This window comes from Bacteroides sp. RTP21281st1_H5_RTP21281_210402 (assembly GCF_040918965.1).
GTDB classification, from domain to species: Bacteria; Bacteroidota; Bacteroidia; order Bacteroidales; family Bacteroidaceae; genus Bacteroides; species Bacteroides congonensis.
In genome coordinates, this window is sequence record NZ_JBCOWR010000001.1 from 607667 (window position 1) to 622629 (window position 14963).

Annotated in this window: 10 protein-coding genes; all 10 read right to left on the bottom strand. The window is 43.4% G+C overall.

The genetic code is table 11. The annotated features are described in order from the left end of the window. Nucleotides 1-36: 36 nt before the first annotated feature. The 10 genes from AB5443_RS02400 to AB5443_RS02445 all read right to left on the bottom strand — a co-directional run bounded on the left by AB5443_RS02400 (nucleotide 37) and on the right by AB5443_RS02445 (nucleotide 14929). Nucleotides 37-1026 carry a FecR family protein gene (locus AB5443_RS02400; RefSeq protein ID WP_277131089.1) on the bottom strand — a complete coding sequence of 330 codons (990 nt, stop codon included), beginning with the start codon at nucleotides 1024-1026 and terminating at the stop codon, nucleotides 37-39. Between the two features lie 47 nt (nucleotides 1027-1073). Next, complete coding sequence (locus AB5443_RS02405) at nucleotides 1074-1613, bottom strand: RNA polymerase sigma-70 factor (RefSeq protein ID WP_277131091.1); 540 nt, start codon at nucleotides 1611-1613, stop codon at nucleotides 1074-1076. Between the two features lie 117 nt (nucleotides 1614-1730). Beyond that, complete coding sequence (locus AB5443_RS02410) at nucleotides 1731-4079, bottom strand: glycoside hydrolase family 3 N-terminal domain-containing protein (RefSeq protein ID WP_277131141.1); 2349 nt, start codon at nucleotides 4077-4079, stop codon at nucleotides 1731-1733. A gap of 23 nt (nucleotides 4080-4102) precedes the next feature. Continuing rightward, nucleotides 4103-4834, bottom strand: coding sequence for a DUF1573 domain-containing protein (locus AB5443_RS02415; RefSeq protein ID WP_277131093.1), 732 nt, complete (start codon nucleotides 4832-4834; stop codon nucleotides 4103-4105). 108 nt (nucleotides 4835-4942) lie between these two features. Then, the gene (locus AB5443_RS02420) at nucleotides 4943-6601 is read right to left on the bottom strand and encodes a DUF1735 and LamG domain-containing protein (protein WP_022140097.1); all 1659 of its coding nucleotides are present in this window, start codon (nucleotides 6599-6601) and stop codon (nucleotides 4943-4945) included. 14 nt (nucleotides 6602-6615) lie between these two features. Beyond that, nucleotides 6616-7824, bottom strand: coding sequence for a DUF1735 and LamG domain-containing protein (locus tag AB5443_RS02425; RefSeq protein WP_022140098.1), 1209 nt, complete (start codon nucleotides 7822-7824; stop codon nucleotides 6616-6618). A gap of 23 nt (nucleotides 7825-7847) precedes the next feature. Next, nucleotides 7848-8792, bottom strand: a complete 945-nt coding sequence (locus AB5443_RS02430; protein WP_277131095.1) for an endo-beta-N-acetylglucosaminidase family protein — start codon at nucleotides 8790-8792, stop codon at nucleotides 7848-7850. A gap of 40 nt (nucleotides 8793-8832) precedes the next feature. Then, the gene (locus AB5443_RS02435) at nucleotides 8833-10434 is read right to left on the bottom strand and encodes a RagB/SusD family nutrient uptake outer membrane protein (protein WP_277131097.1); all 1602 of its coding nucleotides are present in this window, start codon (nucleotides 10432-10434) and stop codon (nucleotides 8833-8835) included. A 24-nt stretch (nucleotides 10435-10458) separates the two neighbouring features. Further along, a complete protein-coding gene (locus AB5443_RS02440) occupies nucleotides 10459-13755 on the bottom strand; it encodes a SusC/RagA family TonB-linked outer membrane protein (protein ID WP_022140101.1) in 3297 nt (1098 codons plus the stop codon). 253 nt (nucleotides 13756-14008) lie between these two features. Beyond that, nucleotides 14009-14929 (bottom strand): FecR family protein, encoded by a 921-nt coding sequence (locus AB5443_RS02445; protein ID WP_022140102.1) that lies wholly within the window; start codon nucleotides 14927-14929, stop codon nucleotides 14009-14011. Nucleotides 14930-14963: the final 34 nt, after the last annotated feature.

Here is a 14963-nt window from a genome sequence, read left to right on the forward strand (position 1 = left end):
GATGTGTTTTAAGGTTAAACAATTAACTATCTTGTTCTATCTCACAATTTTCATATAGCAAATATTTTTATCCATCTTATAAGTGAACTTCCCGGTGACTTCTTTCATCACTTCCATCACTTCTTCAATATCTGCATTCGCACTAAAGCTAAAATTATATTTATCGTTAGTGAACAAGCTTGTACTATATTGGAAAGTTATGTCAAAACGTCTTTCCAAAGTCTGCAAAATCTCTTCCATTGTACTTCCGCGGAATACGATCTGTCCTCTCTGCCAAGCTGTCACATCTTCCAGATTAGCATCCGCAATTTTACTTTGAGCAGTTTTTCGGTTATAAATTACCTGTTGCCCCGGATTCAAAATATAAGAATTATCAGATTGTTCATAGCTCACTTTTACCTTACCTTGAATCAAGGTAGCAACAATTTCCGGAGCTTCCGGATAGGCGGCTACATTAAATTCCGTCCCCAAAGCTGTTACAGACATATTCGCAGACCGTACAATAAATGGCTTATCCGGATTCTTCTTTACTTTAAAATCAGCCTCACCGACCAGATAAACAGTACGGGTATCTCCCTTAAAGGCGTCCGGATAAAGCAGTAGTGTTCCGGAATTTACATGGACACGGCTACCATCCGGTAATTCCAACTCACGTGTTTTGCCATCAGGAATATATTGTTCAATCATTGCGATTGTCTTCTCATTAAATGCATTCCTTGTCAACCAGAAGGTACCGGACACAGTTACAACAAACACAGCGACTGCTGCCGCATATTTCCAGGGAAATAACCTATACTGTTTTTTAGTACCGGCAGATACACCGATTTTACTATATACATTTTCTAAAGAAGTCCATGTGCCTGAATCAACTTTTCCTTCTGTTTCTTTCCATAATGTATTCAATGCCGCCTCTTTCTCATCAGCATGTTCTTCATCTAATAACCATTGATGTACTTCTTTGGTTACATTCTCACTATGCCCGGAAGCTGTGAATACATTGATAATTTTTTGAATATAATTCTTCATTTTAGATTTGCCTTATATAATATAGACAACTTGCTAAAACGGACTACTCAACCGAAATAGAAAAAAAATGCAATTAAGATGACTTTTTTTAATTCTTGTAGTGCAAGATAGATGTGGCGCTCCACTGTACGGACAGAAAGTTGCAGTCTATCAGCGATTTCCTGATTGCTCATACCGTTTTTCCGACTCATAGAAAACACTTTTCTACGTTGTTCCGGCATGTTATCCAAAGTAAGCTTTATCAAAAGTTGCAGTTCCTTTGCATAAAGTTTGTCGTATGTATCAAATTCAAAAGAAGGCGCATCTTCCTGAGACAACTTCTCCTGATAACTAAGCTCTACCGACTGATGTTTCAAAAAGTTATAAATCTGATTACGGGCCATCGTATAGATATAACTATCCCATGTCTCTTTATTCTCCCATATTTCCGGATTATCCCACAGCTTGACAAATATATCCTGAGCAATATCTTCAGCATCCTCCTCCGAATGTAAAATCTTCCATGCAAAAGCCTTTACCTTCGGAAAAGTAAGAATGAAAAATTGCTCGAATTTCTTCTTCTTTTCTTGTTCACCAATATGTGTCATCAGAGATTTGCGGTTATTATCATTTTTATAAAAGCCAAAAGTAGATGCTTTTGCATAAAAAAACAAATAATAGCAGCAATAAAAGTTATTTTAGAAAAATGAATATACGTCAGTTACTCATCTTACTAAAATAGAATCTTTCAATCTGATATCATCCGAAGAACAACCAACCATTATCTGAAAGGTTCCAGGTTCAACAACTTTTTCCAACTTCTGATTGATAATGGAGAGTTCATCTTTTGTCAAGGTGAAAGTAATTGGCTTTTTCTCTCCTTTCTTTAAGAAAAAACGTTCAAACCGCTTCAACTGCTTCATTGGCTGTACAACTGAAGCATATTCATCTCTTATATAAAGTTGCGCCACTTCTTCACCATCATATTTCCCTGTATTCTCCACCCTAAATGAAACTTCATAATGATAAGGAGATGTAGAAGTGACTTGCAAATCCGAATACTCGAATGTTGTATAGCTAAGTCCATATCCGAAAGCATACAATGGCAATGCTGACATTTCTACATAATCATGTTTTTGAGGTGCTTTCTTATTATAATATACAGGTATTTGTCCTACCGAACGAGGTACGGTAATTGGCAGACGGCCTGCCGGATTATAGTCCCCGAACAAGACATCAGCTATGGCATTTCCCCCTTCCTGACCGGGATAATAAGCGGTCAGTAGTGCGTCAGCATATTCTGCCGGCCAATTCTTTTCTAACGGACGACCTTCAATATAAACTACAACCAAGGGCTTTCCTGTCCGCTTCAAGGCTTCTAATAATTCTTGCTGCCTGCCAAGTAAAGACAAAGTGGCACGGTCAAACCCTTCACCACATTCCATATCGCTGATATTGCCTTTATCCGCAACTGCCGCTCCTGTCTCCTTATAGCTCGTTTTAAAATCACGGGCACTAGAGCCCCCCACTACTGCAATTACAACTTCGGAACGCAGGGCAGCTTCGACCGCTTTCTCTATTTCATTTATTGTGGTATCACGGATAGCGCAGCCTTTCACATATTCTACACGCGATGGAGATAATTTGGCAACAATCCCGTCAAGTACGGTTTTTACATTCCCGTCTTCTTGGGGTGCAGTATAATCTCCTAACATATTATACTGATTATCAGCATTAGGGCCAATGACGGCTATCTTATTAATATCTTTACGCAAAGGCAATATGGAGTTCTTATTCTCAAGCAGAGTGATAGAAGCCTGAGCTATTTTCCGTGCCGATTCAATGCTCTCCCTGCTACGTACTTCCCTCGCTGCCATCTTCGGATCGACATAAGGATGTTCAAACAACCCCATCTCGAATTTCATCCGCAACACCCGGCAGACGGCCGTATCAATTACCGCTTCGTCAACTTGCCCGCTCTGAACCGCATGACAAAGGCTCGTATAAGCATCTCCGCCCAAATCCACATCTACGCCTGCCGTAACAGCCTGTACCGCGGCATTTTCTTTGGTCGGAGCCACAAAATGACTTTCGTGAATCCCTTCTATACTATACAAATCCGATACTACAAATCCACGAAAATTCCATTCGTTACGCAGCAGTTGAGTCAACAGATAATGATTTGACGTGCAGGGAACACCATCTATTGAATTATAGGAAGTCATTACGGATAGCGCTCCTGCATCTATTGCCTGACGAAAAGGGGGTAGAAAATTCTGATGCAACTCCCGGACGCCTATTGACGCATAATTACCATTCTGCCCGCTCTCCGGCACTGCATAAGCCAGGAAATGCTTCAAAGTAGCTATGGTAGCATATTCCTGTGACAAGTTGCCGCCACCTAGTCCGGCAACCATAGCAGCTCCTAAAGTACCGCTCAACACAGGGTCTTCACCAAAAGTTTCTTCCACACGCGACCATCTAGGATCACGGGTCAAATCAAGCACAGGCCCGTAACTGATATGCCCGCCCTGGGAACGGATTTCTTTAGCGATGACCCGCCCTACCTCTTTAATTAATTCAGGAGCCCATGTTGCCGCCATTCCTATGCCGGTAGGAAAGACAGTAGTTCCAATAGCCATATGCCCATGAGGGGCTTCTTCCGCGAGGAAGACAGGAATCCCCAGACGGGTATTCTCAATTACATATTTTTGTAACGCGTTTCCTGCCTTAGCTGCCAATTCAGGTTTAAGTCCGTTTTCCAATGTTTTCTTTGTCCACGGGTCAGCCCGATAGGTTGCCCAAAGCATTCCTACGTTTCTTTCTTTGACAAGTTGCCTGTATTTGTCGGAAGGACGAACGTCAGTTCCATCTATCTCGTACATCTCCCAACCCAAAGGGCAAAGCAGTTGACCGACTTTTTCTTCCAAAGTCATGCGGGAAAGTAAATCCGCAACTCTCGTTTCTACCGGCAAATCAGGATTCTTATAAGCAACTTGCAATGAAGAGGGTTGGGCAAAGAGTTGGACACCAACAATCTGCGCCATTATCAGGATATACAATCGTTTTATCATCATACTATACTATATAACGTCCTTTATTTTGTTTCAACCTTTACCGTAAGAGGAGTAGCCGAAGGCGTTCCATTAATCACCAGATACACACGAGTGATAGCAGGAAAACGACCCGAATAGTGATAAGTAACCGGCATCACCCCTTCCCCACCTGCCTTCAAAGTCTGAGGACTGGTAAACTTTATATCCGTATTACCACCTATGACTACAAAGAAAAGCCTCATATCCTTATCAGTATCATTGGCAAATTGCAGATTCATCATTTTCGTATCTCCTTCGTCCATTGTTCCGAAAAGCATTACCTTGAAGTTCATCCATAATCCGCCGCCATAGTCATAAGGATAATTTTCCTCAACCGGATGCCGGCAGGGGATGACAGTCCCCCTCACCCATATACGGTTATAATTGGTATTACTATTACTCAAGACTACAACTTCCTTGCTGAAAAAGCCGGGGCGGTATGCCGGGTCATAACTGACCTTCACTTTACCTGAAGATCCGGGACGAACCGGCTCTTTCGGGAATTCATATTGCACACAGCCGCAGCCTGTGCTCATTCCATTGATATAAACCATTTCCGTACCGGTATTCCTAAACGTAAACTCATGGGATACGATTCCATCCTGCTCCTCTATTTCACCAAAATCAAAAACACGCTCCTCAAATTGAAGTATTTTGGAAGCCCGTGGCTCTTGCGCCAATAAGGGGAAAGATAAAAATAAAAGAAAGAGTACGGATGATACTGTTATTTTCATGAAATACTTTTTTGATTGAATATTCATCTTTGTCCATTCAATAATTAAGAGAGAACAAAGCCCATTTATAAAACAAGACTTCGTCCTCCCATTGTTCATGCCTAGTTGTTATTTACATACATTACTGTCACGCTTGTCCCAACCGATATAGTTATGCCTGTCAGTCAGGTGTGAGCCCGGGTCAGGCGCTGATTCCGTCAGGCAACGCCAAGTATCAGACCAGTCGATATTATATCCATTGCCCGTGTAGTCATAGAAGATGTGACCTTCGCCTTCATTCATCTTCCAATAAGCCTGCAAGCCTTGAGAGTCAGGTTCTACACCACATAGGCCTGCTGCGAGCTCGCTTTCGGCCAATGTACGGTTCCAAATCCGTGTTTCACAAATACTGCCGTCGAAGGTCTGTTGAGAAGGATATCCTGCCCAGGACATTCCGATTTCAACACCTTTGAAAAGGGTCGAATAGCCTGAAACATTTAGTTCGTAATCCTTCACTCCGTTCACGTAGAAGGTAAATTTACTTCCATCATAAGTCAACGAAAGCAGATACCACTTACCTGTCTCAAAAGACGTATTGGCAAAGAAATTTCCTTTTCCCGTGACACATTGCAGGCGGGTGGCATTTCCACCTTCTCCAAAACGGAACATCACTGTATTAGAACCATTGAAGGCAAAGAAACGTGACATTCCACTGAGCTGGTTTGCGTGGATTTTGATCTCATATGTAAAGTTTGTCAGTTCTTTCTGCAAAGATTCAGCGAAATAATAGTTACTGTAACATTCATAATCACTGATATCCAAAGCTATAAATTTCGAGTTCGGGTCAATATAATCAAGAAGCAAGTAAACGGTAGTATAATTCTCTTTCAACTGTAAACCACCGGACACTTCTTTTATCGTAACCGGCAACATATAAGTCGTTCCCATCTCCAGATTATTCAAGGAATTCAATGTAACCTTAATCTCCGAGGACTGCTTCTCTCCCCAAGGAATCGCCGCTTCCAGTCCCGTCACCGTGACATCCGCGTTTTGAGGGAGAGCAATATAACTGGTATTCTTACTTGTGTTATAATACCCGACCAAAGACCTGTCCACTTCCAGAGTTATAGTTTCATCCTGCCGTGCATTGCCCGTCGCGGAAACAGTAAAAGTATAAGAAGCAGGCAATGCGGATATATCCAGAACCGATGTCCCCATATTGCTTCCATTCGTGATGGATACATCCAGTTTGGCTTCATCAGGATACGTTATGTTCACGACAGCCAGAATTGTATTATGCTGTACGGAAATCTTGCCGTTACCCTCCACTTTGGCCAAACGGACAGGCAACAAATAAGCCGGTTTGTCCAACGTTACAAAGTTTTCCCCCGGAACTCTTATTTCTATCGAGTCAACAGATAAAGTCTTCCCTTGCTCAATAGTAGCCGCAGATTTTACAATACTGTACACATCGGACGGAAAAGCCTCATAAGATGTGCCGTTGGCCGTATTATAAGAGTTTACCAAAGAATTATCCACTTCCGCGTACACCATCATCGTATTTTCAGCCTGACGGGTCGACTTCACCGGCAATTTCACCACGACTTCATCTCCTACCGCACCTCTCGATGTCCAGTCCACGTTAAAAGTAGAAATGTTTCCCTGAGCAGACGGTATAAAATAAATCAGATTATTGGGATTGCCTTCCACATCATAAGTTTCACTGTCACAAGACTGAAGGCACAGCACCCCCGTCAAGAGAGTAAAAATATATTTATTCCATTTCATAATCATTGCCTTTATTATTGCATACACTTGTTGTTATCATCCCTGTCCCATGCTATAGACGAACTATAATCCAGATTATAGGTCAGTCCGGCTCCTTCACTAAGCTCGCGGGCTGTTTTTGTCCAATCCATATCATAGCCATTACCGGTCACATCGTTGAAAATATGCCCTTCTCCCTCGTTCATTTTCCAGTAAGCCACCAGTCCGTCCGATTGGGGTTCCACACTGCAAAGCCCCATCCGGATCTCGGCAGGACGCAAAGCGCGATTCCAGACACGAACCTCCGCAATCCGGCCACGGAAATACTGCGAACCACGATAACTTGTCCACGACATACCCAGTTCGAAACGCTGGAAGTCTACAGACAGACCGTCACCATCCCCCTCGGCATCTTTAACCCCGTCGACATACATTGTCAGCTTACTGCCATCATAAGTCAACGCAAGCGAATACCACCGGTCGGTGCTGAAACGCGTAGAAGAAACAATACTACCGCTCGGGCTCACCCATTGCAGCGCATTGGTATCCATCCCTTCCTCTCCAAAACGGAGCATGCTCGAACGTTCCTCGTCTTTTGATGTAAACGCACACATACGGGCTATCTGATGCCATTCCTGAGAATAGAATTTTACCTCATACGTGAAGTTGGACAATTGCAGCTTCTTCTCATCATCAAAAACAAAGTTGCTATAAAGATTCGTGTTGCTGATATTCAACGAAGTGAAATAAATATAGCGTGAAAGCTGCAAGAATATCGTCTTCGACGGTTTGAGTATTTCAAGCCCGTCCACTTGTGCCATTGTGACAGGGATAACGTAGATAAGGTCATCCGACAGCCCTTCCGTAGACACCACTTTTACAGTAACCGGCGTTGAGAATGACTTGCCGGCCTGAATCACCGCGTCAGCTCCCTCTAATGTCACGACTCCATCGGGAATACTGTTATATTTCGTACCATGTTCCTGATTGTACGCTTCCACTTGCGAAGGGTCAATGGCAAATTTCACATTCACATCTTTCTCCACTTTATCAGTAGCAGAAGCGGTCACCAGATAAGTGGACGGAGTGTCCTCTACCAGGAATTTGGCAATAGGCGTCGTTTCAGTTCCCGTAACAAGCACGACTGTCTTTCCATAGTCGAACTTATCACCTTCAGTACAGCCCAGAACCGATATTCCCAATATCACTCCCAATAAATAATTGTTAAATATATATGTTTTCATCATGCTTCTTATTTATTCATTACTTATTCATTTATTGCAGGATTCATTATCTGAATAGCCTGACGGAATTCATTATAAGGTATGCCTGACGCGGAATAATAATTTCTTCCGAGAAAGAACACTCCACAACCACCTTTACGCCCCGTACTTGGTTCCCATCTTGCATAATTCAGCAGTTCGCCACCATACAGATATTGCACGCCGAATGATTCGCAATAAATCATCTTCTCGGAAGGAAAGCCATTCGGGACGCCCGTTCCCACACCTTGATGGCTATAAGCCTGCTTCACGAAATAGTCACAATAGGGTTCTGTAGCAGTCGGCGGTGTAGTATTAAAATAGTCGACGATAAGCAACTTATCGGGCTGCTCACCTTTAGGGCCGAAATATTTACCGAGTTCCTCTACCAACCGTACCAGGTCATTTCCACCCCAACCTTCATAGTCTATATCCACACCGTCAAGTCCCGGTTCGAGTACCTGATTCACAATCCATTTTGCATAAGCGGCCATCGTTTCATCATCGGGACTTTGACCGTTCATATTGTAATCCACGCCATCTACCGTGAACTGATGCCTGTAATGGGAAGCATCACCATGCATTACAAAACGCGTCCCCAGTTTTTCCTGACAGTACTTCATGTCCTGATATGCTATCGGGTGGGTTTCGGCGGTAGGTATGCCCATCCACAGGTTTACGATATCAATGCTGTCGGGCAATCCCACCATACGTTCACCCCACGAAGCAGGGTCTTTGTATCCAGTGACACCTTCAATGGGCGACCAGTTCTCATAATAAGCAAAACTTATCTCATGGTCTGTCTTCTTAAACTCGCGTATATTCTGAAAATATTGTTCATCGTAAGTTTTCAGCTTCTGGATTTCCAACGGTTCAACGTCCGTATCACAACCGCAGAAAAGAAACGTACCGATGACGGAAGTCAGCAAACTTGTTATTTTTGTCTTCATTGTAATTAGTTTTTAGAATTAAACTATCTCCATTCTTCGATCAGCGTGCTCTTTGATCCCACCAAAGTTTCGTTCCACCGGTATCCGGGCCACCCAAGGCGGCAATACCGCTATTCACTCCGACCTGATTATTACTCTTTTCGTCGCGGGTATAAGGCAGACGGCGGACTTGCAAATCAGTATCTACCGTACCGTTACTACTATTCCGCACTACCGGAATCAATTCGGGATACCCCGTACGACGATATTCACTCCATCCTTCAGGGCCGTCGGGATAGATTGCAATCCATTTCTGCGTAATGATACGTTCCAGGCTTCCTTCAAATCCGGCGCTACTGTCCCATGCAGGAGTCACCCTACTGGTGAATGTATAATTATCGCTACCTACGTTATCACTGAAAGAACCCGGTGTCGATGCATTGTCTGCCAGATACGCAGCAGCACTTCCCGCATTGTTTTCTTCAAATGAAACCCTCACCCCTTCTTCATAGAAAGACTGGGCCGTACCTTCGCCCATGTCCCATCCGCGCAATACACCTTCGGCACGCAGGAAGTAAGATTCGGCGGCCGTCATCCATACGACAGGAGTAGAAGCGCGGTCAATATTCAGGTTCGAGATTTTATCACCCTGATAGTTGCTCATATTACTGGAAGTGATGCCGATACGTACTCCATGATAAGCGTCGTCATCTCCCGCCACCGTAAAATAGCGGCTGATACGCGGGTCATTCAAACCATCCATATAAGAGACGATAGAAGCACCCGGACGACAGTCGCCCGAGTTGAAGTTATATGCAATCTCGTGCAACGGATGATGATATTCCAATGTGTTATGGGATAATTCGGCACGCTCGGCTTTGCTCCCGATTAGACCGTAGACGGACTGGACAGACTTTGTCGCTTCCTGTTCCGCCAGGGTAGGATTCGCATAAACCACACGCATGGCAAGACGCAAGCGCAATGTATTGGCAAACTTCACCCATTTCTCCGCATCTCCACCGTAAACATGGTCATAATCACTCATTAACTTCGCATTGCTGTTACCGCTCACATAATTGCCTAAAACTTCTATCGAATTATCCAGTTCCTCAAAGAACTTGGCGTAAACCTTGTCCAAAGCATCATATAAACTGGAAGAACCGTAGTTCACATAAGGAATAGGGCCGAACGTATCGGCAATACGGTGCATACCTGCCACTTTCACGATTGTTGCCAACGCGTCCACTTCCGCCAGTCCCTGCTCAACGGCAATCTGGTGAATACTTGCCCAGGGAGCCATTATTCCGGTAAAGGCATAGTCGAATGTAGCATTCAGCCACTGATCCTGAAAGTTATACTGTCCGTTATGATTCGTAGAACCTAATGTGGCGGCTATATAGCCGGAGTAAAGGTCATGAGACAAATTCTGGGCAATCTGGTAATCGGAGTCGAGTTTGTCCCCGTCACTGACGATAATCACCCTGCGCAACATTTGGGAAAAGAAAGCACCTGTCTTCAGATTATCCACTCCCATCATTTCTTCAGTAACTTCATTCGGATTGACATTATCAGCGTAATCAATGCATGAAGTAGTATTGAATAGAACAAACAGAATTCCTAAAACAGAAACTTTGTTCCATGATAATATTTTGTTTAATATCATATCTTCTATTATTTAAAAGTTTGATTAGAAATTGACCTTCACTGAGAATCCGAGATTACGCAAGCTTGGCGACATAAACATATCAATGCCCTGAAAGTAAGTTCCGGTACTTGCCGTCAGTTCCGGGTCGAAAGGTGCTTTCCGGTAGAGGAAGAAAAGGTTCTTTCCGATAAATGACACATTCAGGCCCTTAATCCAATCCACATATCTATTGATGGGAATGTCATATCCTACCGATAATTCCGCCAAACGGACATTAGTCGCGCTATACACGTACATAGAACCAATACCCCCCTGAGCACCGGAGCCGCCGATTTGCGTATAGTAATTCTCCGCGCCGATAGGACGTCCGTTCACCAAAGCCCCGCCATTATCACGGGCGTCGGCCGTCACCTTGGAAGCCCCGAAAGCATCCATCGTCGCCTGCGTCTGAGAAACGACGATACCTCCCACACGTGCCGTGAACAGGCATCCCAAAGAAAGCCCTTTGTAAGTAAAGGTATTTCCCCAACCCAGATTGTACTTCGGGGCACTGTTGCCCGCCTTGATAAACTCATCAGGCTGAGTGACTATCACCTGGTCGGAAGGATGGACATAAATAGCCCCGTGTTCGTCTGTCCGCAATGTGTTGACATAAATATCACCGATAGATCCGCCTTCCGTCAATATCATCTTATACATGCTGGTGCCGCCCATGTCAATACGGTCTAGCGAAGTCAGCTCGTGGGTATACGGATCTTCGTAATTACGCAGTAACTCCACCACCTTATTTTTATTTAAAGAATAAGTGAGGTAAGAGCTCCATCCGAAATCTCCCCATTTATTATCCAGACGTAACGACAGTTCTATGCCTTTATTATCCACACGTCCACCATTGACAACTTCCGACGTATATCCGGTAGTAGACGACAGGGTGCGTTCAAAGAACTGGTTGTAGGTGCGCGAGTGATAAAGAGAAGCGTCGAGCTTCAGTTTATTATCAAAGAATACAAAGTTCAGACCGGCTTCCCAAGACTTTGTACGCTCCGGTTTCAGATTGGGATTGGGGCGGCGGCTCATCGTTACAGGTACTCCGTCCACCAGTTTATAAGTAGGGATTGCCAGGAAAACATCAGGAGAGTTACCCACTTCGGAATAGGAAACACGCACCTTCATATAAGGCATAATGTTCGTGCTGATAGGAAATATATCCGTCAAAATGCCCGAAAGCCCTATCGAACCATAAGGAAATGAAGACGTATCAGTTCCCTTGAATGTAGACGACCAGTCGTTACGGAATGTCCCGTCCAGATAAATCATTGACTTATACCCGACCTGCGCACTGCCGAATACAGCACGTTTCTTCAAATTATAGCCGTATTGGTTAGCCAGGTTCTTTTCGGTAGTATCCACGTTGCCATAGGTAAACAGATTGGCCGTGGACTTTAATTTTCCACCGAAATAATCAGACCGGTAATCATTATTCTCAAAGTTTGCACCCGCATTGAATGTCAGGTTAAAGGTGTTTTCAAGAAAGTATTTATTGATGTTCAGCAATAATTCTCCATACACTTGCTGGCTTTCAATATTACTCTTTGAATAATAACCATATTTAGAAGCAAATAAAGTATTGGTTCCGGCATCGTACATACGTTCACGGCGTTCGTTATTCCGATCCATCTTGGCACGGCCCGTTACATTGATCCAATCCGTAAGGTCATATTTCACAGACGCGGTAGCCATATAACGGTTCTTATGGTTCGGCATTTTGATACGTTCTGTTATCCAGTATGGATTTTGCAAAGCCAGATTGGTGCTGTAAGGCCAATACTGGGTCGACAAGTTACGCTCAGCATCATAACGCTGGTAAGCCTGAACTTTAGAGAAGTCATCACCCGCAGGAAATAAATAGAGCGCAACCAACGGGTTATAGTAAAGTCCCTGTGCCGTCATATTCTGCTCTTTCACAGAACTAAGCATAAAGTTGAGATCAAGGGTCAACTTATCATTCAGCATCTTCGAAACGTTGCGCACCGTTGCATTGTAGCGTTCAAAGTTATTATTATGAATAATCCCTTTCGCGTTCGTCGTTCCCAAAGACACGTAAGTCTGGTTCTTATCCGTTCCCGTAGAAAGGCTGGCCGAGTTCGTCACGTTTACGCCGGTCTGGAAAAAGTCGGCGGGATCATAACTGCTCGGGGTATTCAGCTTCGTTCCCCAACTATAATAACTGCCCACTTCCGTCTGCCCGTATGTATTCTGAAATTCAGGCAATACAAGAGGGGCTGAGAAGGTGGTATTGTTGGAAATAGAGACTGAGGTACGTCCTTCCTTCCCCTTCTTTGTGGTAATCATCACTACACCGTTGGCGGCAGCGCTACCGTAGAGGGCGGCAGCGGAAGGGCCGCTCAACACAGAAATGCTTTCTATATCTTCCGGATTAATGCCGGCGATAGGATCACCGCTCTGGCCTGCCCCCTCGAACGAATCGGACGGCTGGGTGGAAGCGGCGCTCATATCAATCATCGGGATACCATCTACGACATAAAGCGCATTGTTATTGCCGTTCAAAGATTTCGTTCCACGCATTACCACGCGGGAAGAACCACCCACACCGGAAGAAGAAGAGTTGATAGTGACACCCGCCACCTTACCGTTCAGGTTGTTCACGAAGTTGGCGTCAGCGATACGGGTGATTTCATCATTGCTGATTTGCTGGACATTATAAGACAATGACTTTGCCTCTTTTTTAATGCCCAAAGCGGTAACGACTACTTCGTTCAGAGTCTTTGTATCTTCCTGAAGAATGATTCTCAACGGATTATTATTCGTTATCTTCACCGTCCTGGGGGTATAACCGACATAAGAGAATTCCACGACATCCCCTTCCGTAACATTTAGGGTAAAATTACCGTCTATATCAGATATTGTTCCTGCCGCAGCGCCTTTTACTTTCACATTTACTCCGATCAAAGGATCACCCGAAGCGTCTTTTACAGTACCCTTCACCTGAATAAACTTACCACCTTGATGGGTACTGTCAGACTTAGACAAGATGATTTGTTTATCAATTACGGTATAAGATATATTTGTACCTTTAAATATATCTTCCAGAATATCCATGATTTTTCCCGATTTATTATTAACGGAAACAATCCGGTTTTTCTGAATCGCCTTATCATTATAAAGGAATACAAAATCAGAAGTTTCTTCAATTTTATTCAGCACTTGTTCCACGGATACATTGCTCATCGAAATGGCAACCCGTGTCCGCTGGGCATATGCATCCTTGGCTGTAAGTTGGAATACTACCGCAAACAGTAGTGTCAGACTAATCCTCATAACTAATGGAAGTTTTAGATTTAAAGCATATTTTGGACATAATGCAATAAATGAATGATTTTTTTTCATACATTTGTGGCTAACTAAAGTTTATTACTAAATGAACTATGGTTTGATTCGGGTAAATGTTTGCTAGACCTGTACCGTGAATCTTAAAATTTCAGGGGAAGATAGCTGTTGGTAGCAGCTTTCTTCCTTTTTTTCATTGTTGATGTGTCATCTCATAGGCTATTTGAATTTTAAAGGGTTGTTATTAATATAAATCTACTATTATTCTGGCCTTTGAAAGTGTACCGTCTGTTTGTTGTTCAGACTCCTGAATCTTCCACTTCAAAGCTGCCGACTTGGCGAGGTAATCCAATATCTGCGATAAAGTTTCTGTCCGGAAAGTCGCACGGTACTTATATTCTTTTCCGGCCTTGTTGTCAAATTGAATATCCACATTGAAATGCCGTTCCAAACGTTTGAATATTTCTTCTAACGAAGCATTCCTAAATATCAATTTTCCATCTTTCCAAGCTACTTTTCCATAGACATCTACTGTATTTTTCTTCGATTTCTGACTCTGTTTATCATAAAGTAAATGCTCGCCGGGAGCCAATACGATTGTTTCCTGATTGGGGGTTATCACATTTACTTTACCTTTCTCCAGTACTGTTTCTATATAATTATCGTCATCATAGGCAGTAACATTAAACTTTGTACCATATACATATACTTTCAGCCCATTCGATGTGTTTACATAAAAAGGACGTTCCTTGTCTGCCTCTACTTCAAAATATGCTTCGCCTTTCAACTCTACATTCCGGTTATCGTTTCTGAAAACCGTAGGGTAGCGCAATGTACTACCGGCATTCAACCACACTACAGAATGATCCGGCAGTTCATAACGTATCACCGAACCGGTAGCGGCCGTAACCTCTGCGTATTGTTCTTCCTCATCCGCTCCATCAAAATATAAATATCCGAAGAGCAACGAGGTGAGCAACAAAGGTATAGTCAAGAATGCAGCATAGCGCATCAACTGATTATACATGTCCTTTCTCCTGTTCGTTTTTATTTTGGCCTGTGTCTGACGATAAGCGCCCATTACGTCAATGGACTCCATTTCTTTAATATCATCTCCCAATGCTTGTGCCTTACGGAGCAATGATTCCGGATTCATATTTTCCATGTTCTCTTCCAAATTCTAGTCTTTTTAATTGCAA

Coding starts and splice junctions, on each gene's coding strand:
- AB5443_RS02410 (WP_277131141.1), bottom strand. CDS start 4,079: ATGATAAAACGATTGTATATCCTGATAATGGCGCAGATTGTTGGTGTC.
- AB5443_RS02420 (WP_022140097.1), bottom strand. CDS start 6,601: ATGAAATGGAATAAATATATTTTTACTCTCTTGACGGGGGTGCTGTGC.
- AB5443_RS02435 (WP_277131097.1), bottom strand. CDS start 10,434: ATGATATTAAACAAAATATTATCATGGAACAAAGTTTCTGTTTTAGGA.
- AB5443_RS02405 (WP_277131091.1), bottom strand. CDS start 1,613: ATGACACATATTGGTGAACAAGAAAAGAAGAAGAAATTCGAGCAATTT.
- AB5443_RS02425 (WP_022140098.1), bottom strand. CDS start 7,824: ATGAAAACATATATATTTAACAATTATTTATTGGGAGTGATATTGGGA.
- AB5443_RS02445 (WP_022140102.1), bottom strand. CDS start 14,929: ATGGAAAATATGAATCCGGAATCATTGCTCCGTAAGGCACAAGCATTG.
- AB5443_RS02440 (WP_022140101.1), bottom strand. CDS start 13,755: ATGAGGATTAGTCTGACACTACTGTTTGCGGTAGTATTCCAACTTACA.
- AB5443_RS02415 (WP_277131093.1), bottom strand. CDS start 4,834: ATGAAAATAACAGTATCATCCGTACTCTTTCTTTTATTTTTATCTTTC.
- AB5443_RS02430 (WP_277131095.1), bottom strand. CDS start 8,792: ATGAAGACAAAAATAACAAGTTTGCTGACTTCCGTCATCGGTACGTTT.
- AB5443_RS02400 (WP_277131089.1), bottom strand. CDS start 1,026: ATGAAGAATTATATTCAAAAAATTATCAATGTATTCACAGCTTCCGGG.